This window comes from Halostella litorea (assembly GCF_004785955.1).
Lineage (GTDB): Archaea > Halobacteriota > Halobacteria > Halobacteriales > Natronoarchaeaceae > Halostella > Halostella litorea.
In genome coordinates, this window is sequence record NZ_SJER01000001.1 from 489,638 (window position 1) to 514,266 (window position 24,629).

31 protein-coding genes and 1 tRNA gene are annotated in these 24,629 nt (G+C 68.1%); 3 read left to right on the forward strand and 29 right to left on the reverse strand.

What is annotated here, in order from left to right; translation table 11 throughout:
• Positions 1–107: 107 nt before the first annotated feature.
• On the forward strand, positions 108–809 hold the full coding sequence (locus tag EYW40_RS07910) for a hypothetical protein (protein WP_135821076.1): 702 nt from the start codon (positions 108–110) through the stop codon (positions 807–809).
• Positions 810–837: 28 nt separating this feature from the next.
• Here the strand turns inward: EYW40_RS07910 and EYW40_RS07915 are convergent, their stop codons facing one another.
• The 25 genes from EYW40_RS07915 to EYW40_RS08020 form a co-directional block, all read right to left on the reverse strand.
• Positions 838–1,224 carry a PD-(D/E)XK family putative nuclease gene (locus EYW40_RS07915; protein WP_135821077.1) on the reverse strand — a complete coding sequence of 129 codons (387 nt, stop codon included), beginning with the start codon at positions 1,222–1,224 and terminating at the stop codon, positions 838–840.
• A gap of 154 nt (positions 1,225–1,378) precedes the next feature.
• Positions 1,379–2,548, reverse strand: coding sequence for a P-loop NTPase family protein (locus tag EYW40_RS07920; RefSeq protein ID WP_135821078.1), 1,170 nt, complete (start codon positions 2,546–2,548; stop codon positions 1,379–1,381).
• Complete coding sequence (locus EYW40_RS07925; RefSeq protein ID WP_135821079.1) at positions 2,545–3,345, reverse strand: hypothetical protein; 801 nt, start codon at positions 3,343–3,345, stop codon at positions 2,545–2,547. Before EYW40_RS07925 ends, EYW40_RS07920 begins: the two co-directional genes overlap by 4 nt.
• Complete coding sequence (locus EYW40_RS07930) at positions 3,342–3,824, reverse strand: DUF8063 family protein (protein WP_135821080.1); 483 nt, start codon at positions 3,822–3,824, stop codon at positions 3,342–3,344. Before EYW40_RS07930 ends, EYW40_RS07925 begins: the two co-directional genes overlap by 4 nt.
• 80 nt (positions 3,825–3,904) lie before the next feature.
• Complete coding sequence (locus EYW40_RS07935; RefSeq protein WP_135821081.1) at positions 3,905–5,668, reverse strand: Env/VP5 family phage fusion protein; 1,764 nt, start codon at positions 5,666–5,668, stop codon at positions 3,905–3,907.
• Positions 5,669–5,791 (reverse strand): hypothetical protein, encoded by a 123-nt coding sequence (locus tag EYW40_RS20300; RefSeq protein WP_259370026.1) that lies wholly within the window; start codon positions 5,789–5,791, stop codon positions 5,669–5,671.
• A 24-nt stretch (positions 5,792–5,815) separates the two neighbouring features.
• On the reverse strand, positions 5,816–6,247 hold the full coding sequence (locus EYW40_RS07940; RefSeq protein WP_135821082.1) for a DUF8023 family protein: 432 nt from the start codon (positions 6,245–6,247) through the stop codon (positions 5,816–5,818).
• A gap of 48 nt (positions 6,248–6,295) precedes the next feature.
• Complete coding sequence (locus EYW40_RS20505) at positions 6,296–6,457, reverse strand: DUF7563 family protein (protein ID WP_449271849.1); 162 nt, start codon at positions 6,455–6,457, stop codon at positions 6,296–6,298.
• Position 6,458: 1 nt separating this feature from the next.
• Positions 6,459–6,968: a hypothetical protein gene (locus tag EYW40_RS07945; RefSeq protein ID WP_135821083.1), complete on the reverse strand. Its 510-nt coding sequence runs from the start codon at positions 6,966–6,968 to the stop codon at positions 6,459–6,461.
• Between the two features lie 198 nt (positions 6,969–7,166).
• Positions 7,167–7,340 (reverse strand): hypothetical protein, encoded by a 174-nt coding sequence (locus EYW40_RS19930; protein WP_202614480.1) that lies wholly within the window; start codon positions 7,338–7,340, stop codon positions 7,167–7,169.
• Positions 7,341–7,384: 44 nt separating this feature from the next.
• On the reverse strand, positions 7,385–7,777 hold the full coding sequence (locus EYW40_RS07950) for a hypothetical protein (RefSeq protein WP_135821084.1): 393 nt from the start codon (positions 7,775–7,777) through the stop codon (positions 7,385–7,387).
• A complete protein-coding gene (locus EYW40_RS07955; RefSeq protein WP_135821085.1) occupies positions 7,774–7,962 on the reverse strand; it encodes a hypothetical protein in 189 nt (62 codons plus the stop codon). Before EYW40_RS07955 ends, EYW40_RS07950 begins: the two co-directional genes overlap by 4 nt.
• A gap of 79 nt (positions 7,963–8,041) precedes the next feature.
• Positions 8,042–8,112 (reverse strand) — tRNA-Pro (locus EYW40_RS07960).
• A gap of 41 nt (positions 8,113–8,153) precedes the next feature.
• The gene (locus tag EYW40_RS07965; RefSeq protein ID WP_135821086.1) at positions 8,154–9,173 is read right to left on the reverse strand and encodes a 3-oxoacyl-ACP synthase; all 1,020 of its coding nucleotides are present in this window, start codon (positions 9,171–9,173) and stop codon (positions 8,154–8,156) included.
• Positions 9,170–10,372: a branched-chain amino acid ABC transporter permease gene (locus tag EYW40_RS07970; protein WP_375137148.1), complete on the reverse strand. Its 1,203-nt coding sequence runs from the start codon at positions 10,370–10,372 to the stop codon at positions 9,170–9,172. Before EYW40_RS07970 ends, EYW40_RS07965 begins: the two co-directional genes overlap by 4 nt.
• 208 nt (positions 10,373–10,580) lie before the next feature.
• Positions 10,581–11,585, reverse strand: a complete 1,005-nt coding sequence (locus tag EYW40_RS07975; RefSeq protein WP_135821088.1) for a branched-chain amino acid ABC transporter permease — start codon at positions 11,583–11,585, stop codon at positions 10,581–10,583.
• Positions 11,582–12,289: an ABC transporter ATP-binding protein gene (locus tag EYW40_RS07980; RefSeq protein ID WP_135821089.1), complete on the reverse strand. Its 708-nt coding sequence runs from the start codon at positions 12,287–12,289 to the stop codon at positions 11,582–11,584. The genes EYW40_RS07975 and EYW40_RS07980 overlap by 4 nt, the downstream gene beginning before the upstream one ends.
• Positions 12,286–13,098 carry an ABC transporter ATP-binding protein gene (locus tag EYW40_RS07985; RefSeq protein WP_135821090.1) on the reverse strand — a complete coding sequence of 271 codons (813 nt, stop codon included), beginning with the start codon at positions 13,096–13,098 and terminating at the stop codon, positions 12,286–12,288. The genes EYW40_RS07980 and EYW40_RS07985 overlap by 4 nt, the downstream gene beginning before the upstream one ends.
• The gene (locus EYW40_RS07990) at positions 13,098–14,444 is read right to left on the reverse strand and encodes an ABC transporter substrate-binding protein (RefSeq protein ID WP_135821091.1); all 1,347 of its coding nucleotides are present in this window, start codon (positions 14,442–14,444) and stop codon (positions 13,098–13,100) included. The genes EYW40_RS07985 and EYW40_RS07990 overlap by 1 nt, the downstream gene beginning before the upstream one ends.
• 112 nt (positions 14,445–14,556) lie before the next feature.
• Positions 14,557–15,402 (reverse strand): SDR family oxidoreductase, encoded by an 846-nt coding sequence (locus EYW40_RS07995; protein ID WP_135821092.1) that lies wholly within the window; start codon positions 15,400–15,402, stop codon positions 14,557–14,559.
• 92 nt (positions 15,403–15,494) lie between these two features.
• On the reverse strand, positions 15,495–15,869 hold the full coding sequence (locus EYW40_RS08000; RefSeq protein ID WP_135821093.1) for a Zn-ribbon domain-containing OB-fold protein: 375 nt from the start codon (positions 15,867–15,869) through the stop codon (positions 15,495–15,497).
• Complete coding sequence (locus tag EYW40_RS08005) at positions 15,866–17,053, reverse strand: thiolase domain-containing protein (protein ID WP_135821094.1); 1,188 nt, start codon at positions 17,051–17,053, stop codon at positions 15,866–15,868. Before EYW40_RS08005 ends, EYW40_RS08000 begins: the two co-directional genes overlap by 4 nt.
• A gap of 61 nt (positions 17,054–17,114) precedes the next feature.
• Positions 17,115–17,816 carry a helix-turn-helix domain-containing protein gene (locus EYW40_RS08010; RefSeq protein WP_135821095.1) on the reverse strand — a complete coding sequence of 234 codons (702 nt, stop codon included), beginning with the start codon at positions 17,814–17,816 and terminating at the stop codon, positions 17,115–17,117.
• Between the two features lie 24 nt (positions 17,817–17,840).
• Positions 17,841–19,466: an AMP-binding protein gene (locus EYW40_RS08015; RefSeq protein ID WP_135821096.1), complete on the reverse strand. Its 1,626-nt coding sequence runs from the start codon at positions 19,464–19,466 to the stop codon at positions 17,841–17,843.
• Complete coding sequence (locus tag EYW40_RS08020) at positions 19,466–20,266, reverse strand: alpha/beta fold hydrolase (protein WP_135821097.1); 801 nt, start codon at positions 20,264–20,266, stop codon at positions 19,466–19,468. The genes EYW40_RS08015 and EYW40_RS08020 overlap by 1 nt, the downstream gene beginning before the upstream one ends.
• A gap of 88 nt (positions 20,267–20,354) precedes the next feature.
• Here EYW40_RS08020 and EYW40_RS08025 point away from each other — a divergent pair, with 88 nt between their 5' ends.
• The gene (locus tag EYW40_RS08025; RefSeq protein WP_135821098.1) at positions 20,355–20,768 is read left to right on the forward strand and encodes a MaoC family dehydratase; all 414 of its coding nucleotides are present in this window, start codon (positions 20,355–20,357) and stop codon (positions 20,766–20,768) included.
• A gap of 62 nt (positions 20,769–20,830) precedes the next feature.
• Here the strand turns inward: EYW40_RS08025 and EYW40_RS08030 are convergent, their stop codons facing one another.
• The 4 genes from EYW40_RS08030 to EYW40_RS08045 all read right to left on the reverse strand — a co-directional run bounded on the left by EYW40_RS08030 (position 20,831) and on the right by EYW40_RS08045 (position 24,006).
• The gene (locus tag EYW40_RS08030; protein WP_135821099.1) at positions 20,831–21,730 is read right to left on the reverse strand and encodes an RNA-guided pseudouridylation complex pseudouridine synthase subunit Cbf5; all 900 of its coding nucleotides are present in this window, start codon (positions 21,728–21,730) and stop codon (positions 20,831–20,833) included.
• Positions 21,730–22,308: a (d)CMP kinase gene (gene cmk, locus EYW40_RS08035; RefSeq protein WP_135821100.1), complete on the reverse strand. Its 579-nt coding sequence runs from the start codon at positions 22,306–22,308 to the stop codon at positions 21,730–21,732. The genes EYW40_RS08030 and cmk overlap by 1 nt, the downstream gene beginning before the upstream one ends.
• A gap of 43 nt (positions 22,309–22,351) precedes the next feature.
• On the reverse strand, positions 22,352–23,254 hold the full coding sequence (locus EYW40_RS08040) for a DUF106 domain-containing protein (protein ID WP_135821101.1): 903 nt from the start codon (positions 23,252–23,254) through the stop codon (positions 22,352–22,354).
• Positions 23,255–23,358: 104 nt separating this feature from the next.
• Positions 23,359–24,006 (reverse strand): adenylate kinase, encoded by a 648-nt coding sequence (locus EYW40_RS08045; protein WP_135821102.1) that lies wholly within the window; start codon positions 24,004–24,006, stop codon positions 23,359–23,361.
• Between the two features lie 115 nt (positions 24,007–24,121).
• On the opposite strand from EYW40_RS08045, the gene EYW40_RS08050 reads away from it, so the two are divergent.
• Positions 24,122–24,505: a DUF7975 family protein gene (locus EYW40_RS08050; protein ID WP_135821103.1), complete on the forward strand. Its 384-nt coding sequence runs from the start codon at positions 24,122–24,124 to the stop codon at positions 24,503–24,505.
• Positions 24,506–24,629 lie beyond the last annotated feature (124 nt).

The window sequence follows — 24,629 nt, forward strand, 5'->3', positions numbered from 1 at the left end:
TCTAAGTGCTTCTATAGGAAACAAAAATAGATGAAACCCTGTCCGGCCCCATCTCATGTAACTAAATCAAAATTTTTTGGTTTCTGCTCCAAGTATTCTCTGTCACCGTGGCTGATCACTCACTGGTTTCCCGGAGACGGGTTGTGGCAATCGTTGGTTCTGGAACGGTCGTAGCCTTGGCCGGCTGTTCAAGCGGAGGTCGAGATAGTGCTGGTGATGAAACTACGGAACCTGAGAACACGTCGGCTGAAGCTGACCAAACTACTGAAAACCAGACCACAGCAACACAGGAGACAGAGACTACAACTGCAACAGAGTCGCGGTTCGCTACGGAGGGGGATGATTCAGTACCTATCGAAAAAGCCCTTGAAGAATTGGTTCTTAATATGTCCGAACTGCCGGGGGATGGGTGGGAGTCCAAAGAGCCGCCCGTCTTTGCAGGTGCTGAGCGACAGTCAAACCGGGCCTTTGCTCGGGGAGACAATGAGACGGAGGTTCTGCACTGTAGTGCGGTATTAGCTGAGAATGTAGAAGATGCGCAGGAGTTCTATAACTACATCAACATTCGGAGAATAACGGGAGGTATAGAAGCCGACGAAACAATACAGCTCGATATCGCTGTGGATAGCCAATGGAGTTTCGCAGAATATGATCATCCCAGTGACGAGTCTAAAACGATAAAATTCCACCTCCTGAAATTCAGAGACGCGAACGGATTTGGGATGATTCGATGGAACAGAATTGACAGTAACATTACAAGAGACGAGATCGGTCCGTTAGGTGTGACTATGCACGAAAAATGGCGGTAGAAACCATATTGCCGGCATTCCTTACCGACTAAAATACCGTATCAATCGCAACTTTCGCTTGCTTCGTATCCCGATGGTCGCCGCCACCGTGCCACCGGAGCATCGGGAGCTTGGAGGAGTGAACGGCCTTGGACTTGAGAACCTGAATCCCGCGCCCCCACGGCTTGTACGCCGCGAACGCGTACATCCCGTTGTGGTTGCGGTGCCGGCCGTGATACTGCTTGTACAGCTTGAACGTGCCGGGCTGGCCGTTCGAGTGTTCGATCATCGCAGCCTTCAGCTCCCACGGCCGCCCATCGCTATCGCGGGCGTCGTGCCAACTGCACCGGTCGAGTTCAAGCCGGTACTCCTCCGCGAGATGCCGCTCCGCGAGCGTCCCGTACCGGTTCGCGCGGTGCGACCGGTTCCGACTCACGCGGACCACGCGCTTCGCGCGCCGATATATATACGCCTCCGCCGCCGCGCCGACGGCGCGCCCATCGCGGTCGTCCGACGCCCGCCAGGGTGTCGGGCGACGTATGGGCTAAAGGGGGGTTGCTTTCGCTTTCGTACTTTCGAACCCCACACCCTCATGCGATCACCTGCTCCACCGTCGAAACCCACTCGCGTTTCTCGCCGCCGCTCTCGTAGTCGTCGAGCCAGTTCTTGACGGTAGTACGCGTGTACGGCACGAAATCCTCGATTTCGTACGGCGACATTCCCCGATCCCGACACGCCTTCATCGTCCACATCGCGACGCGTTTCACGTCCTCCTCAGCAACCGCCTCGCCGTCCTTCTCGTCGCCTTTCGGCGCGTCCCACGACCAATCGGACGCTTCCTCGGTCGCCATGTTCCAGTCGGTCGGCGGGATGCCTTCGAGCGGCCGCGGGTCCACGTCGACGAGCTTTCCGCCCGAGATACGGTCCGCGACGACGGCCTTCTTCTTCGACTGCTTCTTGATGATCGTGCCGACGCGCCACAGCAGCGGGTGAATCGAACTCTCGTCGTGGCCGATGTAGATGAGTGCGCCGCCGTACTTCCGGATCTTGAACACCAGTGGCCCCATCAGCTTCCGCACCTTGTGCCCCTGCTCGCCGGAGCCGCTCGCGGCGCTGCTGAACTCGTCACCGATGAATAGCTTCGGCTGCTGGGGGTTCTCGACGGGGTCGCCGTCCTGTGCGACCCACTCGGTCAGCAGTGGGTAGTTCGGTATCCAGCCGTCGTCGACGCTTCCATCCTCCCGAACCCAGTCGTCGTTCCGGTCCAACGTTCGGATGTTCGACCCGACGAGGAGATTGCCGTCAACCCACCGCTGTCGGAGCTGTCCGAGGAGTCCCGCGAAGTCCGACTTCCCCGCGCCCATCTCGCCCAAGACGACGATGACCGGGGCGGGACCGGCGACGATCTCCTGCAGCCGCGTCACCGTTTTGATGCCGGCCATGTCGGCCTGCTGGGACGGGTCGCCGATGTAGTGCTTCAGCGTCACCGTGTCACCGTTCTCCAGTGCGTTCCGCGCGGTGTCGCTCCCTTCGGCCCGGAGGATGTCGCGGTTCTTCTGCACCTGGAGGTAGTCCGCCGCCGCCTTCCCGTCCCACTTCTCCGTGTCGTGGTGGACCGCCCGCATCGCTAACTGCCGGTCGACCTTCTCGTCTCTGACGAACCCGGAATGTGGGAGTACCTCCTTGGGGTCGCGTTCGCGGTTGCCGTCCTGGTACTCCCGAAAGCCGCCGACCGTGTAGTTGTCCTGTTCGTCGCTCATCGGTCGGTCCCTCCATCCGTCGCCGCCTGGTTCGTCGAGTCGTCCGCCGCCACGGGCGTTCTGGGACCGTGGGCTTCGGTGTACTCCTCGACGTACTCGGTGACGTCTTTGATCTCGTCGACGTCGCGCTCCTCGGCGTCCTGCTTGGCTTCCTCGAAGTGGTCCTTCACTGCCGTCCGCGGGTGCATCAGTCCGCGCTCGTCGGCCTCCGCCTCTTCGTTGACAACGTCGCGCTGTATCTCCAGCCCCATCTTGGAGATCCGCCCGCGGAGCCGGTTGTATTCGAGGAACGCGTCGACCAGATCGCCGTGGATGTCCTCCAGCATGGCCTTCGTGGTGACGAGTTTCGAGTCGGCGAGTTGGCTGAAGTAGCACCCGCGTACGACGAGCTGGTCCGCATCGTCGTGGTGGGTAAACTCGCGGACTTCGTAGGCGTCGCCGTCGTTGCAGACGTACGGTGACGGCCCCTCGACGGTTTTCTCGCTCCACACCTCGGGGGCGACGTACAGTTTGCGGCGGGTGTCGTCGACGCCGTTGATGTGGTACACTTCGACCATGTGGCGGTTCCGGAGCCGCCGCGCACCGGTCACGAACAGCCCCAGCAGCGGCGGACCCAGAAGAAGCATTGCCGCGAAGATCCCGCGTGCTACCGGCGGGACGCCGGGGATCGTCGGGCGTATCCAGAGGAGCAACGCACCCAGGGAGACGGCGATGCCGGCGACGAGGAGTTGCCCCTCGGCGGCGATGTAGGTGAGCCGGTCAGCCCAGCCGCCGAAGGTACTACTCGTGTCGCTCACGCCTCTATCACCCCGTTCTCCTCGGAGCGGACGACCCACCAGGCACCGATGCCGGCGAGTCCCGTCGTCATGAGGACGCCGGTGAAGAGCCCGGACTCGCCGCCGAACGTTTCGAAGGGGTTGGCGTCGTCGTCTTCCGGCGGCTCCATCGCGTTGCTCAGCCGGTAGGAGCCGCCCGCGCTCGCCACGGTGACGGACGATCCACCGCGGACCTGTTCGACCGGCATCGTCAGGTTGTGGGTCCCGCGCGACAGGTCCCACGACTGCTTCGGCGGCCGGGTCGCGCCGGTCGTGTTGGCCCCCGCCATGCCGTCGGTGATCGTCACAGTGCGGGAGATCTCCAGCTCCATCGTGACGTGGACGGTCCCGTTCTCGAACCGCCAGTCCGTGATAGTCGTCGCGTCCGACAGGGACAGTTCCCCGCTCGACGTCGGCGGTACGGTGGTCGTCGCGTTCGTCGTGTTCTCCTGCGCGGCCACTGGAGCCGCGGCCCATCCGCCCATGCCCATCAGAGCTACCGCTGTTACCAGCAGCAGCGTGGAAAAAATGCGTTTCATGGTTAGCCTCGCAGGACGACTAAGACGACCACACCACCGGCGACGACCATGATCCCGACACCAGCGAAGAGGTCACCCGGTCCGACGTCGCCGAGTCCGAAGTCAGGCAGGCCGATTCCCGCGCTCGCACCCGACGGTTCACTATTGTAGTTGTTCGTGATGTGTTTCCTGTGAGTTACGCTCTTATTGATGTATTCGACGTATTTCGTGGAGTTGTACGTATCGTACTGCGGATCGTCCCAGTCGGCATTATCTACCTCGCTCCCGTTCGCGGCGTACAGCGCCTCTATCGTGACGTTCCCCTTTACCAGCGGGATTGTCTCGCCGGTCGAGTTGTCGTACATCGTCGGGGTTCCCTCCAGATTGCTCACGTCGTACGTCTCACCGGCAGAGAATCCGCCGCTCGGGGGGTTAGCAAACAGCATTCCTGTGTAGGTCTGGTTTTCCACACGGTCACCGTAAACAGGCTCGCGCGTTCCGTCCGTCGAGTTGCTGAAACTCAGGTCCGTGTAGCCCGTGTAGCTGACGACGATCTGGCTCGCCTGCGACCGGTTCTGGTTGGCGAGGTCGAGGACCGAGAGAGTCGCCTGCTGCCAGCGACGATCGCCGACCGACGAGTTCCCCGACAGCCATCGAACCTGTCCCTCCGCTCCCCGCACGTCCTCCGGGTCGATCTTCCCAGAATCCAGCGCTGCATACAGATTCTCGGTCAGAGTCGGGTCATAGTTCGCCGTCATCGTCTGAGACTGCTGTTCTATGTCGTTCCACGTCCGCCGCCACTCAACGAGGTCGACAACACGTTTAGACGGGAGGCCGCCCTGTGACACGTCCCCGACGTTCTGCACGACGTAGGTGCCAGTCGTGTTGAGATGGAACCCTTGAGAGATAGAAACGCCGTCATTCGGCGGGACAACTGCATGAGAGGACATCGACCCTCCGCGGTTACCCTGCGGTGTGAGTTTCCACCGCTGGAACGGTTCAACGGGCCAATATTCCATCTCCCAATCATTATCAGCACCGACTTCATTGAGGTTGACGGCAATTTGTGGCACCTGAATAGATTCACTTGTCCCATTAACGAGAGTTACATCAACCTCGGTCATGGGAACATCATGATTCCTGTTAGTTATCTCATACTCAGGATCCCGGCTAGCAGAATTCCCATATTCGTCAGTAATATTAACTATACCGACACTCACGAAGGAATTATCTATATCGGGATTATTTGCAGAAACATTTTTTGCGTAATGTATCTGTGCCATCTGCTGCTGATATTTATTCAGCAGTTGAATTTGCTGCATCGCGTAGTAGTCGCGAATAGCTTCACGGACGTTCTGAGTCGCCTGTGAGGTGCTATTCCCGCGTTCCCAAGAGTCCGCGATTGCGGATTTGCCGTCGATTGAGGCAATCGAACGGGTGTCTTCGAGGTAGTTGTTTGTGGTCGTGAGAAATGCCTGCTGGTTCTCCCACTCCCCCGACATGGTGACGTGAAGATCAGTCTTGACCGCTTCGGCAGTCTGATCCTCGCCAATCTTGACGAACTCCAGCGGCCCCGTGCATTGACCGAGCACGGACTCCCACAACTCACACTCGCCGTCATCGGCCTGTGCCGCGAGGTCCGCGGTCGGCGTCGAGGCCGTCGCCGCGCCCCTGGTGTCCGCGGTCGGCGCGGTCGCGGTCGCCGCGGCCGCCGGACCCGCCACCGCGGAGGCGAGCAGGAGCGCGGCCAGCAGGAACGACGCCGCGCGGTGGGCGGTGGGCCGCATTCAGATCGCCCCCAGGTTCGCCAGCAGCCCGGCGACGAACGCCAACGCGATCGCCGCCCCCGAGTAGGCCGCCAGCAGTGTTTCCTCGTGCTGTTCTACGAACGTCGAAAATCGGTTGAACATAGTTTCTCACCTCTGTTTCCGCGGTTACTTGTAGGCGATCAGGTAGAAGGCCGCGCCGTTGAGGAACACACTGAACCACCCGATGTACCACATGCCTGCGACGGCAACGCTGACCGCGGGAACGAGCGCGGTCAGGACGTTCAGCAGGACCGCCAGGAGCATCACGACGGTTTCGACGTCGGTGTAGTCCTCGGGCGTGTTCTCGTTGGTGAGCCACCCAATGATGAGCACCCCCATCGAGACGATGAACGCGTATGTCACTTCCGTGCCGTGGGCGGCGTACAGGGCGTCCGAGAGCGCGAGGTTCAGCGGGTCGGAGAACTGGAGCGTCCCGACCGCGCCCACGCTGAACGACGCGAGCACGAACAGCGGCGCGAGAACGCTGTCTGTCAGGTCGATACCGTCCTCCCGGCGCAGGCCGGAAGGCACGTACTGTTGGGGTATGTTGAGTGCCATACCGGCCGACGCTGTCCGTTAAGGGGGGATATAAAATCAGCGGGCGCTTCAGACGCCCTCAGCGCGGATATGGTAGAGCGTTCCGCTGGGCGGCTGACCGTCCCGGGTTTGGGAGTTACACCACGGGCAGTCTCTCACGACGCCGTCGACGCCACAGACGCGGGCGTACTTCGAGCTGACTTCCTCGCCGCAGGAGCGACAGGTAGGCACGCTAATCGGCCTCCGTAGCCTGTCGCTGGCCGTTCTCGTCCTCGACCTTCCGGTACTTCCACTGCTTCGGGTCGGCGCACTTCGGCTTGACCCGTACAGCCACCTCGGAGTTGAGATTCCGTCCGAAGACACCGCTGCACTGGATGCGGACGTACCCGCGTTTTTCGAGCGGGCGGAGCGCCCCGACGAGGTCGTTCTTGCTGTACCGTGTGTCCTCGGCGACCATGCCACCCTTGACCCGCAGGTTCAGGATGAGCTTCTGGTTGGCGTGGCGGAGGCAGGCTCGGTACAGTTCGGACAGGTCCTCGCGCTCGGGCCAGTACTCGCCGCCCACGTCGCGGGTTACATCGCCGTGTTCGTCGAGGATGTCGTCGACGGCACCTCGAAGCAGCTGAGCGCGGGACGTGTCGAGTTCGTCGGCCACCTCGTCGAGCGCGTCGCACTTCGACTCGTCGACGCGGAACTTCACCTGCTTGCGACGGTCGCCCTCCTCGTGGATCTGCTTACTCACGGCGACCCCCTCCGTTTCCCTTAGCTTTGCTTACAGGAGTGGTACCATTCTGGTACCGCGGTGGTACCACTGTGAAACCACGGGACGGAGAACGGACTGCCCCCATGATCGCAACGTGGGTACCATACCCCCCAGGGGGTTGCGGTAGGGGTTCGTGCGCGCTCCCGGGCGTGCCCGCGGGCGAGGCGGCGGCCGTAGTTATCGGTCGACGGTGTACACTTCGGCCCAGAGATACGCGACACCGATGCCGGAGTAGAGGAGTCCCAGGGCAGTTGGAATCCACTCGGACTGAGCGGCGAAGGCTCCTGCTTGAATGAGCCCAAGAGCGACCATCGCCAGTCCGATGAAGGTCTTGAGCCGGGACCGTTTCATACCTGACCGATGGGCAACTCTGGTGATAAGTACCGATCATCGAACTATCTGCCACCGTTCTCACCCCCAACGGAGAGCCACCACGGCGGCGAGAGGTGCGTCCGTCCGGTGTCGAGGTCGGTCACTGCGAGGTCCGAGCGGACCCACCGCCACCAGCACGAAGCGACGTGAGCGCACCAGCCGCGGTAGTGGTAGCCGTCACAGTCGCACTCGGCGCGTAGCGTGCCGTCGTAGATGGTGAACAGCACACGGTGGGGTTCTCCCTCGTCAAGAAGCACGACCCGCTCAGCGGCCGAGACTGGCCCGCCAGCGTCGGCCTCCTCCTGGGCGCGCCGCCAGGATGCCGACAGGGTCCAGTCCTCGGGGAACGTCAGCTGGTCGGGCTCGCCGAGCTTGCGCTCCAACTTCGCGGCCGCCTGGTCGACGGCCTTGCTCATAGCGGCACCTCGCTCGTCTTCGTGAGGCACCCACGGAGCTGGTCGGACTCACCGCCGCCGAACTCGTAGGTCCCGACGCGGCTGCAGATCTCGCACTCGTACTCCTCCCAGTGGCGGCCGTCCCGGTCCGGATCGCTCCCGTCTGTAACCCGGACTGGCCCACCGCACTGACACCGGAGGGTCACAGCGACCACCCCCAAACCGAGAAACCAGAGGGTTCAGGTGTACCTCGGTGCCGTTGTGCGAAAGTGATTAAATTTCGAGTGGGACCGCCGTGATTCGAACACGGGTCCAACGCACCCCATGCGCAGAGGATACCACTACCCCACGGTCCCGCGAGTGAAGCGAGGACCGTCGCACAATTAAGCGCTTCGTTTCAACCCCGCCACCGGAGGGCGGTCGCGGCCCAGGTGTACCCCGTCCCGGCCGCGACGAAGCAGACGACGTCGCCGGGTTCGACCCGACCGCGGGACAGGCCCTCGTCGAGCGCGAGCACCTGGTCGACGCTCTGGACGTGGCCGTAGTCGTCGAGGTAGTAGCCGTCGGTCTCCGGGTCGAGCCCCATCTCCTCGAAGTAGTAGTCGTGGAACGACCGCTTGACGTGAGTGAGCGCGACGAAGTCGACGTCGGCGCGGGCGAGGCCGGAGCGCTCCAGCGCCTCGTCGGTCACGTCGAGGAAGTTGGGTAGGGAGACGGGCGCGAGCCGTTCCTTCATCCCGTCGGGGTCGGGCACGTTGAGCGCGTGCTCGCCGGCGGCGACGGTGTCCTCGCTGGGCGGGTTGCGCGTCCCGCCGGCGGGCATCACCACGTCGCGGGAGAAGGAGCCGTCGGTGACCGCGCCGCTGCCGAGCACCGCCGCCCGCGAGCGGTCGCCGGCGTCGCGCTCGACGACCATCGCCGACGCGCCGCTGCCGAAGTTGAACATGAACGAGGAGTCACCGTTGCCGTAGTCGACCAGGTCCTCCTCGCGGCTGGCCGCGACCAGCAGCGCCGAGTCGACGTCGCCGGCGGCGATCTGGGCGCGGACCTGCCGGAGCGCGACCGGCGCGCCGGCACACAGCGTGTAGCTCTCGGTGGCGTAGGCCGACGCCGCGCCGAGGCGCTCGGCGACGTCGGCGGCGGCGCTCCAGACGACGAAGTCCTTGAACTCGCTGCCGTGGTACAGCACCAGGTCCAGGTCCGCCGCGTCGCGGCCGGCGTCGGCGAGCGCGTCCTCGGCGGCGGCGACGCACATGTCCGTCGGGTGGTCCGCCTCGGGCGGACAGACCCGCTTCTCGCGGATGCCCATCTTCTCGACGACCACCTCCTCCGGGACGCCGCTGCGCTCGGCGATCTCCGCGCCGGTGATCCGCTCGTCGGGGACGTAGCGGCCGTAGCCGGTGAGCGAGACGGTCATCGCCGCCACCCCCGGACGCGCGAGCGGACGCGGTCGGGCAGGCGGTCCGCGACGTGGCCGCCGAGGCGGTCCCGGAGCGTGCCGAGGATGCCGCGGGGCACGTAGAGGACGAACAGGATGAACACGACCCCGAGGTAGAGGTCGGCCCGGCCGTCGACGAACACGTTGATCAGTTCGGCGACGCTGACGCCGCCGACCTCCGCCGCGAGCGTGCCCTCGCCGAGCACGTCCCGGAGGTAGCGGGCGATCCCGTCGCTCTCGGTGGTCAAGATACCCTCCACGGACGCGTTGAACAGGTAGCCGTACAGCGGCCCGGCGAGCGTGCCGAGGCCGCCGACGATGGAGGCCAGCAGCGCGTCGGCGGTGACAAAGAGGTCGAACGTGTTCACCGGCGCGACCGAGCGGCGGTAGCCGGCAAACAGCGCGCCGGCGACCCCCGCGAAGAAGCCGCTGATCGCGAAGGCGGCGAGCTTGAACCGGAACACGTCGTAGCCGACCGCCCGCGCGCGCTCCTCGTTCTCCCGGACCGCGATCATCACGCGGCCGAACGGCGAGTGGACGATCCGCTGCATGCAGAGATACGAGAGGAGCACGACCAGCCCCACGCCGTAGTAGGAGCCGGCCGCGGCGCTCAGTTCGACGCCGAGGCCGGGGACCGTGCCGAGGCTGTCCCGGACCAGCCGGCCGAGTTCGATCTGGAGCGCGTCGACGCCGGGCACGCCGACGGCGAAGGCGTCGACGCCCGCGCCGACGCTCGCGCCGTCGCGGGGGTTGCCGCTCACGCGGTCCCAGTTCCGGATGAACACGTGGGCCACCTCGGCGAAGCCGAGCGTGATCATGGCGAAGTAGACGCCCGAGAGCCGGAACGACACCGCGCCGACCGCCAGCGCGATGACGACGGCGAGCAGGCCGGCGGCGAACAGCAACACCATGAACGGCGTCTCCGCCCCCAGCAGCGGCAGCTTCTCGGTCGCCGCGAGGACGACCAGGTACGCGCCGGTGCCGTAGAACAGCGAGTGGCCGAAGGAGAGGTAGCCGGTGTAGCCGCTGATGAAGTCGAAGCTCATCGCGAACAGGCCGACGTACAGCACCGTGACCATCACGTCGGCCCCCGGCAGGAGCACGTCGAACTCGCTGCCGAGCGGCGTCCGGACCAGCGTCGCGTACAGCACCGGGTAGACCGCGAGGAACGCCACCACCGCGATGTGGACCGCGTGGTCGGCGACCAGCCGGCGGACGGACGCGCCGCCGACGGTGAAGCCGGACGCCGCCGACTCGGCGGTCGCGTCGGCGGCCGCGGCGTCGGCCGTCTCCGTACCACCGCCGTCGGCGGCCGCCGAGGCGGTCCCCGCTTCCCCGTCGTCGGTGGCCGACGGCCCCGTGCCGCCGGCCGGGTCGGTGGGGTCGCTAATGGCCGCCCACCTCCGCGACGCCGAACAGGCCTTGCGGCCTGACGATCAGCACGCCGACGAGCACGAGGAACGACACCATCTCGGGGAGGCCGGCGAACGCGACGTGGTCGTTGACGAACAGCCAGGTGGCGACGGCGTCGGTCAGTCCGACGATGCCGGCCGCGGCCACCGTGCCCCGGAACGAGCCGAGGCCGCCGATGATCACGACGACGAACGCGACCAGCAGCGTCTCGACGCCGAGCGGGACGCTCGCGCCGAAGCGCGGGTCCCACATCAGCACGACGCCGGCGACGCCGGCAAGCCCCGCGCCGACGCCGAACACGACGGTGAACGCCCGCCGCACGTCGACGCCGAGCGCGCGGGTCATCTCGGGGTCCTCACTGCCGGCGCGGATGTACAGCCCGTACCGCGTCCGGGTGAGGAACGCCCAGATGGCCGCGACGGCCGCCACGCCGAGCAGCCCCTCGAACAGGTACAGGCCCCGCGTGGTGACGCCGGCGACGGTGTACCACTCCGCGAGGAAGTCCGGCGCGGTGCCGAAGGCCGCCTGCCAGTCGGTCCGTGGCTGGAGGCCGTTCAGTTCGACCGCGATGCGGACCAGTTCGTCCAGCACCAGCACGATCCCGAACGTCAGCAGGATCTGGAACAGCGGCGCGCGGTCGTACAGTGGCCGGATGAGCGTCATCTCGACCGCCCCGCCCAGTATCGTCAGCACCGCGAACGTCGCCGCGATGGCGACGAAGAAAAGCGCCAGCCGGGTCGGGCCGCCGGCGCCGCCCGACACCAGCGCCACCATGATCGCGCCGCCGAGGTACGCGCCGAACATCGTCAGCGAGCCGTGGGCGAAGTTCAGCACGCCCATCAGCCCGAAGATGAGCGAGAGGCCGCTTGCGATCATGACGTACAGCGCCGACTTCGAGAACGCGCCGAGGAAGATTCCGGCCAGCGTCGTCGGGTCGAGCAGGTCGACGAGCACGTCGACGATGGCGACCCCGGTCATGCCGAGAGGTACCTCCGTATCATCTCGTCGTCCCGGGACACCGCGTCCGAGTCGCCGGACTCGACGACCTCGCCGTGGTCGAGCAGGTAGAACCGGTCGGTGAGGTCCATCGCCAGCGGGAAGTTCTGCTCGACGAGCAGCAGCGTCACGTCGTCGGCGAGCGATTCGAGCGCGTCGACCACCTCCTCGACGATGAGCGGGGCCAGGCCCTCCGAGGGCTCGTCGACGAGCAGCAGGTCGTTGTCGCCCACCAGCGCGCGGGCGATGGCGACCATCTGCTGCTGGCCGCCGCTGAGGTCGCCGGCCTCGCGCCCGCGGTGGTCCCCCAGGGCCGGGAAGGCGTCGAACGCCTCCTCGATGCGGGCCGCCGAGTCGGCGTCGGGCGGCGTCGCCACCCGGAGGTTCTCCTCGACGGTGAGGTGGCCGAACATCCGGCGCTCCTCGGGCACCCAGCCGACGCCGAGCCGGGCGATGTCGTGGGTCTCGACGCCGGTGACGTCCTCGCCGTCGATCCGGACGGTCCCCTCGCGGGGCGGCGTCAGGCCAAGCACCGACCGGAGCGTCGTCGTCTTGCCGACGCCGTTGCGGCCGACCAGCGCGACGTTCTCGCCGGTCTCGACCGCCAGGTCGACCCCCCGGAGGACGTGGCTCTCGCCGTAGTAGCTGTGGACGCCGTCGAGTTCGAGGGCGGGGGCGTCGCTCACGCCGCCTCACCCCCGGCGGTCCGCCCGCCGTCGCCGGCGTCCGCGTCGTCGCCGCCCTCGTAGCCGCCGAGGTACGCCTTCCGCACGGCGGGGTCCTCCCGGACCGCCGAAGGCTCGCCGTCGGCGATCAGTTCGCCCTGGTGGAGGACGGCGACGCGGTCGCTGACGTCCATCACGACGTCCATGTTGTGCTCGACGAGCAACACGGCGTGGTCGGCGGCGACGTTCCGGATGAGTTCGACCAGCCGGTCGATGGCGTCGCTGGAGACGCCAGCCGTCGGCTCGTCGAGCAGGAGCACGTCCGGGTCGCCGGCGAGCGCGACGGCGACCTCCAGGTGGCGCTTCTGCCCGTGGGAGAGCGTCTCGGCGGCGGTGTCGGCCTCGTCGCCGAGGCCGACGCGCTCCAGTATCCCCCGGGCCTCGCGCTCGTACCCCTCGAACGCGCCGACGTTGCGCCAGAGCTTCCAGGCGTCCCGGCCGCCGTCGGCCTGCGCGGCGACGCGGACGTTCTCCAGCGCCGTCGCCGTCGGGAACACGTTCGTGATCTGGTACGACCGGTGGAGGCCGCGCAGCGCCATCTCGTGTGGGTCGTCGTCGGTCACGTCGACCCAGTCCCCCTCGGCCTCGCGGTACTCGACGCTTCCCCCGGTCGGGTCGAGCGTCCCCGTCAGCAGGTTGAAAAACGTCGTCTTCCCCGCGCCGTTGGGGCCGATGAGCGAGCAGAGCTCGTCGGACCCGAGCTCGAAGTCGACGCCGTCGACCGCGGTGAGGCCGCCGAACCGCTTGGTCAGTCCGCTCGTTCGGAGCATTACAGGTCGCAGTTCATGCCGTCGGCGTCCGCCGGGATGGTCGCGTCCTCCGCGTCGACGGTGGCGACGGGCTCGCTCGGCATCACGGGGGAGTCCCAGCTGTCGGCCCACTCGTCGCTGGTCGGCACCGGGTTCGCGATGGTCATGGCGGACCGGGCCTGGTTGTTGTACTCCTGGTAGGTGTAGCCGCCCTCGCCTTTCGGCGTGTCCTCGACGGTCATCCCGGTGAGCGCGTCGACCACGTCGCCGGCCTCCGTCGACCCGCTCTCCTCGACGGCCTGGACCAGCGACGACGCCGCGGTGAACGTCCCCGAGGTGAACAGGTCCGGCACGACGCCGTACGTGCTCGTGTACGAGTCGACGAACGAGCTGTTGATCTCGTTGTCGTACTGGTTCCAGTGGTAGCGCGTGGTGAACGGACCCAGCTTCGCGTCCCGGAGGTCCTGGGCGGTGAAGTCCTCGCCGAACACGCGCTGGGCGACGCCGCCGAGCGCGGCGTTCGTGATCCGCGTGGCGAACCCGCCGAACAGCCGGAAGTCGTAGTCGCCGGAGAGGCCGGTGCCGAGGAAAGCGGGGAGCGTCTGGACGGTGAACCCGCCGATGACCGCGTCGGCGTTGGCCTCGGCGGCGTTGTCGTACAGGCCCTCGAACTCGGAGTAGCCCTGCGCGACGAAGCGCTCGCCGACGACCTCGACGCCCTCGCTCTCGAGGACGGTGCGGTAGTTGTTCGCCACGGCCCGGCCGAAGCTGTAGTCGGCGGCCATGATGAACACGCGCTCGACGTCCGTCTCGTTGGCGACGTACCGCCCGCCGCTCCGGGCGTCCATCGCGGTGTTCTCGTTGGCGCGGAACACCTGCGGATTACAGTAGTCGCTGCTGGACGTGATGTCGGCGGCGGCCGCCGGCCCGGCGACGAACGGGACGTCCGTGTTCGGGATGATGTTGTCGATGACGCGGCGCGCGGACGCCGACGAGGAGGTGCCCACGAGCACGTCGACCTCCTGCTCCTGGACGAGGTCGGTGGCGACCGACTGGGTCTGGTCGGCCGACGCCTCCGTGTCCTCGATGTACAGTTCGTAGTCGTAGTCCTCGCCCTCGACCGTCTCCTGGCCCGCCGAACTGACGTCGAGCGGGTCCTGGCCGTGCTTGTACGCGAGCCCCGAGAGGAACCCCCAGACGCTCTGCTGGCCGTAGTACTGGAGCGGCCCGGACAGCGGCTGCATGACCCCTACGCGGAGCGTCCCGCCGCCGCCGTTCGCCGCGTCGTCGGAGAGACAGCCGGCCGCGCCGGCCAGCCCCAGGGCCCCTGCGCTTTTCAGCACCGATCGCCTGTTGACCTGTGTCATTGTACACCATAGATCGCTCGGGTCCCGCAAAGTCACCCGTGTTGATATACCAACCTCGGGGGCGGGAGTCGGCGACGGCACGGGATCTACCGGGGGTGAACCGCACGGCCGCTCACTCGTACGTGAGCGTCATCCCGCCGTCGAACAGCAGGTCGCCCCCGTTGAGGTGGGCCCCGAGGTGCGAGAAGCCGACCAGAAAGAGGTTGCCGACGTCGACCGGGTCCATCATCTCCGTGGAGCGGGACTGGCCGAGCATCACGTCCTCGACGACCTCCCGCTCGCTGATCCCGCGCTGGGCGGCCGTGTCGGGGATCTGGCCCGTCACGAGCGGCGTCTTCACGTAGCCCGTGCTGACCGAAAACGAGCGCACGTCGCCGTCGCCCTCCGCCGCGATGGACTGGGTGAGCCCCCGGATCCCGAACTTCGCGACGTTGTACGCCACCTTGTCGCTCGTGACGTAGTGGCCGTGGACCGACGCCATGTTGCCGACACAGCCCCCCGCCTCCCGCAGGTGGGGCATGCAGCGCTTGGCGAGGTACGTCGGCGCGCGCACCATCACGTCCTGGATGGCGTCGTACCGCTCCATCGGGAACTCGTCGATGGGGTCGACGTGCTGGAGGCCGGCGACGTTCGCCAGAAAGCGGAGTTTCCCTCGCCCGGCGGCCGTCTCGACGAGGTCGTCCATCTCGCCGTCGATCCGCAGGTCAGCCGTGACCGTCTCGACGGTCCCCTCGGCGTCCAGTTCCGCCGCCCGCGCGGCCGTTCCGTCAAGCCCGTCCCCGTCGACGTCGGTGGCGACGACCGTGAGGCCGTTCACCGCGGCGACCAGCGCGACGGCGCGGCCGATGCCCGACGCCGCGCCCGTGACGAGACAGACGTTCTCCCGGGAGAAGCGCTCGTCGTCGACCGTGTGCACGTCGCTCCGCTCTATCGTCGGCGGCGTGGGGGCCTCTGCCATGTCACTCGGTACGAACCCTATCACAAACAAGGGGCGAGTTGATATACGAACCGTCGACAGGTCAGTCGGCCCGGGACGAAGGGAGCCGACGCTCAGCCGAACCGCGGCGCCGGCCCCTCGGGCGTCGACGCCGCACCCGTAAACGTCACCGTCTCGCCGATGTCGGCCTCGCCGTCGAGGCGGGCGGTGACCCGGCCGTCGTCGAGCGCCACCATCGCCACGTGGTAGGGCGCGTCGAACCCCTCCGGGGCCACCTCGATCCGGGTGACTGAGTACACCGTCCCCTCTTCGGGCAGCCGGACCGTATCGAGCGCCCGGGAGCCACAGCGCGCGCAGGCGGCCTTCGGCGCTCCGGTGACGTGGCCGCAGTCCCGGCACTCCTGGCCGAGCAGCAGGCCGTCGTCGAGCGCGTCGCGCCACCCGCCGGTCGTCAGGCGGTCGTCCTCGGCGTAGTCGTCGACGCTCATCGCGCCACCTCCCCGGCGTCGGCGGCTTCGAGAACGCTGACCACCGTCGTCGCGGCGTCGCCGCCGAGGTTGTGCGCCAGCCCCACGTCGGCCCCCTCGACCGAGCGCTCGTCCGCCTCGCCGCGGAGCTGCTCGGTCAGCTCGACGATCTGGGCCGCGCCGGTCGCGCCGATGGGGTGGCCCTTCGCCTTCAGCCCGCCGCTCGGGTTGACCGGAATCTCGCCGCCGAGCGCGGTGCGGCCGGCGGCCGCGGCGGCCCCGCCCTCGCCGTCCGTGACGAGGCCGAGCGCCTCCGTCGCCAGCACCTCCGCGCCGGTGAAGCAGTCGTGGACCTCCGCGAAGTCGACGTCGTCGGCCGCGATCCCGGCCGCCTCGTACGCCTCGCGGGCGGCGTCGCGGGCCGCCTGCGTCGTCGACGGGTGGGCCTTGTCGGCCAGCGGCACCACGTCGGTCGCGTGGCCGACGCCCGCGACGCGGACGGGGTCGCCGGACAGGTCGGCGGCCGCGTCCTCGCTTGCGACGACGACCGCCGCCGCGCCGTCGGAGAACGGACAGCAGTCGTGCAGGCGGAACGGGTCGGCGACGACCGGCCCGTCGAGCACCTCCTCGGTCGTCGTCTCCTTGCCGAAGTGCGCGCGGTCGTTGAGGCTGCCGTGGTAGTGGTTCTTCACGGCCACCTCGGCGAGCTGTTCGGGCGTGGTGCCGTGCTCGTGCATGTGTCGCTTCGTCAGGAGCGCGAACACGCCAGGGAACGTGAGGCCGGTCGGGCGCTCGTACGCGCCGTGGGCGGCGCTGGCGAAGATGCGGGTCATCGCGCCGGTCCCCTTGCCGGTCTCGGGCGAGCAGCGCTCGACGCCGCCGACCAGCACCACGTCGTGCTGGCCCGCCTCGACCGCCTGGACGGCGTTCTTGAACGCGTTCGAGGAGGTCGCGCAGGCGTCCTCGAACCGCTGGCAGGGGACCCCCGCGAGGCCGACGTGGGAGGCGACCGTCGGCGCGAGGTGGCTGTCGCCCTCTATCTGGCCGCCCATCGCGTTGCCGAAGTACAGCGCCTCGACGTCGTCGGGCGCCGCGCCCGCGTCGTCGAGCGCCGGGAGCGCCGCCTCGGCGAACAGGTCGGGGAGCGTCGCGTCGTGGACGCCGAACGGCGTCATCCCGACGCCGACGACGTGTGCGTCGTGCATGGTCGCAAGGAGGAACCGGAGGCCGAAAAGGTGCGAGGTTGATATCCGAACGCCCGGGCGTTCACTCCAGGTCAGAGAGCGCGGCGACGACGCTCCGGACGACCTTCCGCTCGCCGCGCCGGAGGTTCTTCGAGACGGCGGTGTCGGAGACGTCGAACTCGGCCGCGAGGTCCTTCAGCGTCGCCTCGCGGGGCTCCTGGTAGTACCCCGCGCCCGCCGCCGCCGACAGCGTCTCGCGCTCGACGGCCGAGAGGCTCCGGCAGCCGTCGAGCATCGTCATCGCCGGTTCGGCGTTCTCCAGCAGGTCGAACAGCTCCTCGGTGTCCAGGGCGTCGCGGGACTCGACGGTGAACTCGTTGTTCCGCTCCAGTTCGGCGAGGGTGTCGTCGGCGACCCGCTCCTCGTCGAAGCCGACCTCCCACGTCTCGCTCCCGTCCTCGATGTGGAACGGGCCGGTGATGTAGCCGCCGTTCTCCCGGATCACCTTCATCGCGTTCGTCTGGTCGATGACGGTCCGGATCACCGCCTGCTCGCCGCGCTTGGAGAACAGCGAGCACTCCCGCATGTTGTCGTGGTCCTGGAGCGCCGTCAGCCCCTGCTCCAGTTCGTCGCGCTCGTCCCCCTCGACGGCGAGGCGCGTCTCCAGCCGTTTCGACACCTCGTCGAACTCCCAGTGGACCGCGGTGAAGGATACGTCGTGGTCGTCGGTCGTGTCGATGAACGGACAGTCGTACTGTTCCATGTCCATCGCGACGTCGATCATACCGCGCCCCTTTGCGACGGGTCCTCAATTATCTTTCGTGTCTGACCCGCCGTGCTCCCGCTGGACCGCCGAGCGGTCTATCTTCGACGGGCCGCTGGTCGGCAGTTCGTCGACGAACGCGACCCGGCGCGGCTGTTTGAACCCCGCGAGCCGGCCGTCGAGGAACTCGCGCAGTTCGTCGACCGTCAGCGGTTCCCCGTCGCCGGCCGCCACGTCCGACGCCGCCGGCTGGATCACCGCCTTGCCGACCGTCCCCCACGTGTCGTCGGGGACGCCGATCACGACCACCTCCTCGACGGCGGGGTGGTCCGCGACGGCGTCCTCGACCTCCGGGGGGTAGACGTTCTCGCCGCCGCTGGTGAACATGTTCTTCTTGCGCCCCTCGATGCGGTAGTAGCCGTCGCCGTCGACGCTGGCCAGGTCGCCCGTCGACACCCAGCGGTCCACAGGCGGGTCGTAGACGGCGCCGAACGCCGCCCGCGTCTCCGACTCGTCGCGCCAGTAGCGGTCGGCCGCGTGCGGGCCGGCGAGTTCGAGTTCGCCGATCTCGCCGTCGTCGACGGGGTCGCCGCCCTCGTCGACGATCCGGACGTCGGTGTGGGGGACCGGCCTGCCGATGGTGTCGGTCTTGTCGGCGGGCCAGCCCTCGGGCATCGCGAAGTTGTTCGGGCCGCACTCGGTGAGGCCGTACCCCTGCGAGAGGTCGACGCCCCGCTCGCGCCACGCCCGGATCGTCGCCTCGCGGCAGGGGCCGCCGCCGCTCTTGACGAACCGCAGCGTCGAGAGGTCCGTGTCGCCCCAGTCGCCGTGGGCCGCCATCGACCGGAGGACTGCGGGCACCGCGACGAACGCCGTCGCGCCCTCGCGCTCGATGGTCCGCAGCACGCGGCCGGGGTCGACCTCGCGGCTGATCACGACCGTCCCGCCCATGTGGAACAGCGGGAGCGTCAGCACGTTCCACCCGCCGGTGTGGAACATCGGGAACACCATCGGCGTCACGTCGTCGGCCCGCAGCCCCCACGCCGTGATCGTGTTGAACGAGTTCCAGCGCACCGAACCGTGGGTGATCACCGTCTCCTTTGGCGTCCCGGTCGACCCGCCCGTGTGGAGGAACAGGCAGGGGTCCGACAGCGCCAGTTCGGGGCCGTCGAACGGCGCGTCGTCGGCGGGCAGGGCGTCGCGGTAGGTCGGCGCGTCGGCGAAAGCGGCGCGTTCCCCGGCGGGGTCGGCCGGAAGGACCACCGCCGGACACGGCGCGTCGCCGCCGACCGCCTCGGCGACGGCGTCGGCGAAGGGCGCTTCGACGACCAGCAGTGACGGGTCGACGGTGTCGAGCAGTTCGCCCAGTTCCGGCGGCGCGAGGCGGTGGGACAGCGGCGCGAGGACCGCCCCGGTCTTCCCGCCCGCGAAGAAGAGGTCGACGAGTTCCACGCGGTTGCGCGAGACGACGGCGACGCGGTCACCCTTGCCGACGCCGTGGTCGGCAAGCAGGCGGGCCGTCCGGTTGGCCCGCGCGTCGAGGTCGGCGTACGTGTACGACTCGCCCGTCGTCGCGTCCTCGAGGCCGACCGCGTCGGGCGACAGCGCCGCCCGGCGCTCGCTCCACGCGCCGACCCACCCGTAGGGGCGCTCGCCGTGGTCGTGGACCATCAGTCGCCCCCCAGGAAGTCGAGCAGCGTCTCGTTGACGGCGTCGGCCTGCTCGATGAAAAAGAGGTGCGGGCCGCCCTCGAACGGATCAAGCCGGGCGTCGGGGATCCCCTCCGCGAGGAGTTCGGCGTTCCCGAACGGCAGGACGCGGTCCGCGGTGCCGTGGGCGACCAGCGTGGGGACGTCGATCCCCCCCAACCGGTCGGAAGCGTCGAACGCGCCGACGGCGGCCAGTTGCGCGTTCCGGCCGGCCTCGGTCGCGTCCCCCTGGAGCCGCCAGTCGACGATCCGCGAGAGCAGGTCGTCGTCGTCCCGGAGGACGTCGGTCATTGCGGGGGCCATGCGGTGGCGGATCGTCTCGCGCTCGTCGGCACCCTCCGGTTCGGCGACCATGCGGGCCTGCACCTCCGGCGACGCCTCGACCGCGTCGTCGCCGCCGGGCGAGGAACACAGGAGGGCGAGCCGGTCGACCCGGTCGTAGTCGATCGCGTACTGCTGGGCGATCATCCCGCCCATGCTCGCGCCGACGACGTGGGCAGACTCCGCGCCGTGGTCGGCGAGCACGGCTTCGAGGTCGCCCGCCATTTCGCCGATGGTGTACGGCCCCTCCGGCGCGTCGGAGTCACCGGTGCCGCGGTTGTCCCAGACGACCGTCTCGAAGCGCTCGGCCAGCGCCTCGCGCTGCCACCGCCACATCCAGCGGCCGTATCCGAGTCCCTCCACCAGCACGACCGTGTCGGCGTCGGACGAGCCGTCGACCTCGTAGTACAGGTCGACCCCGTCGTTGGTAGCGATCGGCATACGTGTCCGTGGTCCGGACGCCTATTCAAAGCGGTAGTTCGCATATCAACCACGCGTTTGAGGGCCGCCCTGGCCCTATCTCGTACCGATGCCAGTTGCCACACCCGGCGACACCGCGACCGCGACGCTCGCCGTGACGGAGGACCGGATCGACGCCTTCGCCTCGGTCACCGGCGACGAGAACCCGCTCCACCTGGACCCGGGCTACGCCAGCGAGTCGATCTTCGACGGCCAGATCGCCCACGGCATGCTGTCGGCGGGGGCGATCTCAAGCGCGCTCGCCGACCTGCCCGGCGACATCGTCTACGTCTCGCAGGACCTCTCGTTCGAGAACCCGGTCCGACCGGGCCAGACCGTCGAGGCGACCGCGACCGTCGCGGACCGCGACGACGACCGCCTGACGGTCGAGACGACCGCCGAGACCGACGACGGGCCGGTCGTCACCGGCACCGCGACGGTGCTGTCGCTCCCGCACGGGTCCGAACCGCAGGGGTCCGACTGACGGTCGCGGCCGCGCCGAACCGACGCCTGCACCCGCGCCAGACCCACCGCGGTCAGCGCGACCTACACCAGCACGCGCTCTAGCGCCACGGCCGTCCCCTCGTCGGCGTCGAGGTCGCCCGCCGTCCGCCCGAGACAGACGGCCGTCCCGTTCGGCACGTAGCAGGCGACCAGCGCCCCGTCCTCGCGGGCGGCCTCGTCGGCATCTATCACGCCCGGCGCGTACACCGGCGCGCCCTCCGCGATCTGCTCGGCCGCGCTCGGCGCGACCGTCACGGCCGGCAGGTGGTCGAGCGCGCGCTCGGCCGGGTCGACGACCTCGCGGAGCGGCCCCGCGTCGCCGTCCTCGGTCCAGAACGACAGCGCGTCCTCCAGGTCGTGGAGCGTGACGAGGTCGCGGTCGTCGAACGGGTCGGTCGCCGTCCGGCGGAGGTGGCCCATGTGCGCGCCCGTCCCGAGCGCCAGCCCGAGGTCGTGACAGAGCTTTCGGACGTACGTCCCGCTTTCGCACTCGATCCGCAGGAGCGCCTGGCGGTCGCCCGCCTCCAACACGTCCAGTTCGTACACCTCGCGGACGCGCAGGTTCCGGACGACGGCGCTCTTGCGCGGGGGCTTCTGGTAGATCGGCCCCTCGAACTCGCTTGCGACCGCGGCCACGTCGTCGGGCACCGCGTCGTGACACTCCAGCACGGAGACGTACTCCTTCGAGCCTTCGAGGAACACCTGCGCGAGCCGGGTCGCGTCGCCGAGCATCGTCGGCAGGCAGCCCGTCACCTTCGGGTCGAGCGTCCCCGCGTGGGCGGCCCTGTCGACGGCGTCCTCGCCGACGCGGTCCGCGACCATGTCCCGGACCCAGGCGCTCACCTGGTGGGCCGACGGCCCGGCGGGCTTGTCGAGGTTGACGACGCCGAATTCGAGCAGTTCGGCCGGCGAGCGCTCCTCGGGGGCGGGGCGGAGCGCCATCAGAAGTCGTAGCTGACGCCGGTGACCGGGTACGCGCCCTCGTCGCCGGCCGGGTCGTACGCCTCGACGGCGTCGGCGAGGATGTCGAACGCCGGCTCCTCGCCCCACCGGGCGGTGTTCAGCGAGATGTCGTAGATCGACAGGTCCGCGATGTCGATGCCGTAGTACTCCCGGTAGCGCTGGGCCTCGCTCTCCTCGCGGACCTCCGTCTCGGAGCGGGCGTCGGCGACGGCCTTGTCCTCGCGGTCGGCGATGCGCTCGGCGCGGACCGCAAGCGGCGCGTCGAGCCAGAACCGGAGGTCGGCCTCGTCGCCCGCCAGCCAGCCGGCGAGGCGGGATTCGAGCACCACGTCGTCGCGCTCGACGGCGATCTCCCGCAGCCGGCGGTCAAGGTCGCGGTCGATCCCGTCGTCCTCCTCCGCCAGTTCGTTGAACTCCGCCAGCGAGAGGCCGCGCTCGGCGGCGAGCGACCGGAAGATGTCGCCGCCCGAGACGTGTTCGAGGCCGAACGTTTCGGCGAGCCGCGCCGCGTTCGTACTCTTTCCGCTCCCGGGAGGGCCGGAGACGGTCAGTAACATACCCTACCTCGGTGGTAGGGGATAAAATGGATTGTGACTCGGCTCAGTTCGTCGGGGTCGTCTGGAGGTTCAGCGACTTCCGGATGAGCTGGGTGAAGCCCATCGAGCAGAGGAAGTACCAGACGATCCACGCCTGCATCGGGCCGACGATCCCCTCCGACCAGGAGACCTCGCCGTGCATCGGCATGACGACCGTCGTCGAGCCGAACTGCGGGTCGCCGATCTTCCAGTACATCCACAGGAAGAAGGGGATGGTGAGCAGGAAGATCCACACCATCGGCCGGAACTGCTCCTTGAACATCCCCATCTGGTCCCCCATCGCCTCCATCTGCTCCTCGCGGACCTTCTCTAAGGCCTCGTCGTCGCCGCGCTCCTTCGCGCGCTTTTGTTTCTCCTGGATCGCCTTCATCCGCTCCTGGTACTCGGCCATCTTGTCCATGTCCATCAGGTTGGACTGGAGCAGCGTCGAGTACAGCCCCGTGATCATCGCGACCGAGAGGATGACGGCGTAGAACGGCATCGTCGCCGACAGCGGCGCGAGGACGGCGTCTATCGTCCCGCCGACCGCGTTCTTCACGGGGTCGTAGTAGTAGCCGACCATCAGGGCCAGCGCGCTGACCCCGGCTAGCTTGTCGTACTGGGACCAGCTCGCCTCCTCGTCGTCCCCCTCGCCGGTCGAGGTCGCGCCCGTGCTGACCGTCCCGTCGTCCTCGAGGGCCTCCTCGACGGCCTCGGGGTCGGCGAGTTCGAATCCCTCGTCGCCGCTGACGAGGACCCCCTTCTCGATGAGCCGGCCCCACTGTCCGCTCGTGAGGTCGTCGCGGACGTCCCCCCACTCGACTTCGCCGCCGTTGGCCTTCGTCTCGCGGCGCACCGCCGCGAGCGCGTCGGCCATGGTGACGTCCTCCTCGATGAGGGACTCCACTTTCTCCGCTGTCCGTGCCATTGTCGGGGCCTAAGACACCGGCTGTAATCAACCTTTTACCTTCGTCCCGCCGTCGCGACGGGCCCGGCACCCGTCGCTGACGGCCGCGGACCGCCGCGAACCGCCTACGCCGCGGACTCGACGGCGTCGCGGACCGCTTCCCACACCTCGTCGGGCGACCCTTCGCCGTCGATCCGGACGAGTTCGCCCGACTCGTCGTAGCGCTCGATGATCGGCTCGGTGTTGTCCTCGTACACGCGGATGCGCTCGCGGACCGTCTCCTCGGTGTCGTCCTCGCGCTGGATCAGTTCGCCGCCGCAGTCGTCGCAGACGCCCGCCTCCTCGGGCGGTTCGAAGTCGACGTGGTAGTTCGCGCCACAGTCCGAGCAGACGCGCCGCCCGGTGAGGCGGTCGACGAGCACGTCCTTCGACACGTCGAGGTACAGCACGACGTCGAGGTCGGTGATCTCGTCGAGGTACTCGGCCTGCGAGGCGTTGCGCGGGTAGCCGTCGAGCACGTAGCCGTCGGCCTCGGCCAGCGCCGTCTTGACGATCTCGTTGACGACCTCGTCGGGCACCAGTTCGCCGGCGTCCATGTACGCGCCGGGCGTGTCGTACTCCGTGTCGAGGTGGCTGATGTCCATCCCCTTGTTCGAGCGGAGCGCGTCGCCGGTCGTCACGTGTTCGACCCCGAACTCGTCGACGATCCGGCTGCTCTGTGTCCCCTTCCCTGCCCCGGGCGCACCCAGGATGAGAACGTTCGGCGTGCTCATACCCGGAGGTTCACCCTCCCGGGTTAAAGGCTTGAACATTCGCCCGCGGGCGCGACCGTCGGCGGCGCCCGCGCGTGCCGGACGTTTTTCCTCCCCCGCCCGCGTAGCCCCGCGCATGACCCGATTCGACGCCGCCACGCCCGGGGACCGCCGGAAACTGTTCGTCGACGCGATAACCGCCCACCGCGAGCGGGCCAGCCCGTTTCTCACGGTCGAGGCCGACGCCGACCCCGACGAACTCGCGCCGTGGGTCCAGGTCAGCGAGGACACGATCAACATGGACTGTACGGACGCGGAACTCGACCGGCTGAAGGACCTGCTCACGGAGTTCCCGGCGTTCACGATAGACGACCTGACCCGCCCCGAGGAGGCCGAGGGGACCAACGTCCGGGTCGTCGGCCGCGGGGACGCCAACCGCGTCGCGCAGTTCGTCGACCGGGCGTTCGCCGAGGCGTTCGACCTCACCGACGAGTACCGCGCCTGGGTCGTCGAGGTCTGACCCGACGGCGTCCGCCCTCGCCGATATGTTGATGTTTATTAACGGCCCCTCTCAATAGCGGAACAGTACTCATGGCCGAGTTCCAATCAGCGCCGCGTTTCTCCCCCGTTTCGCGTCCGCAAGC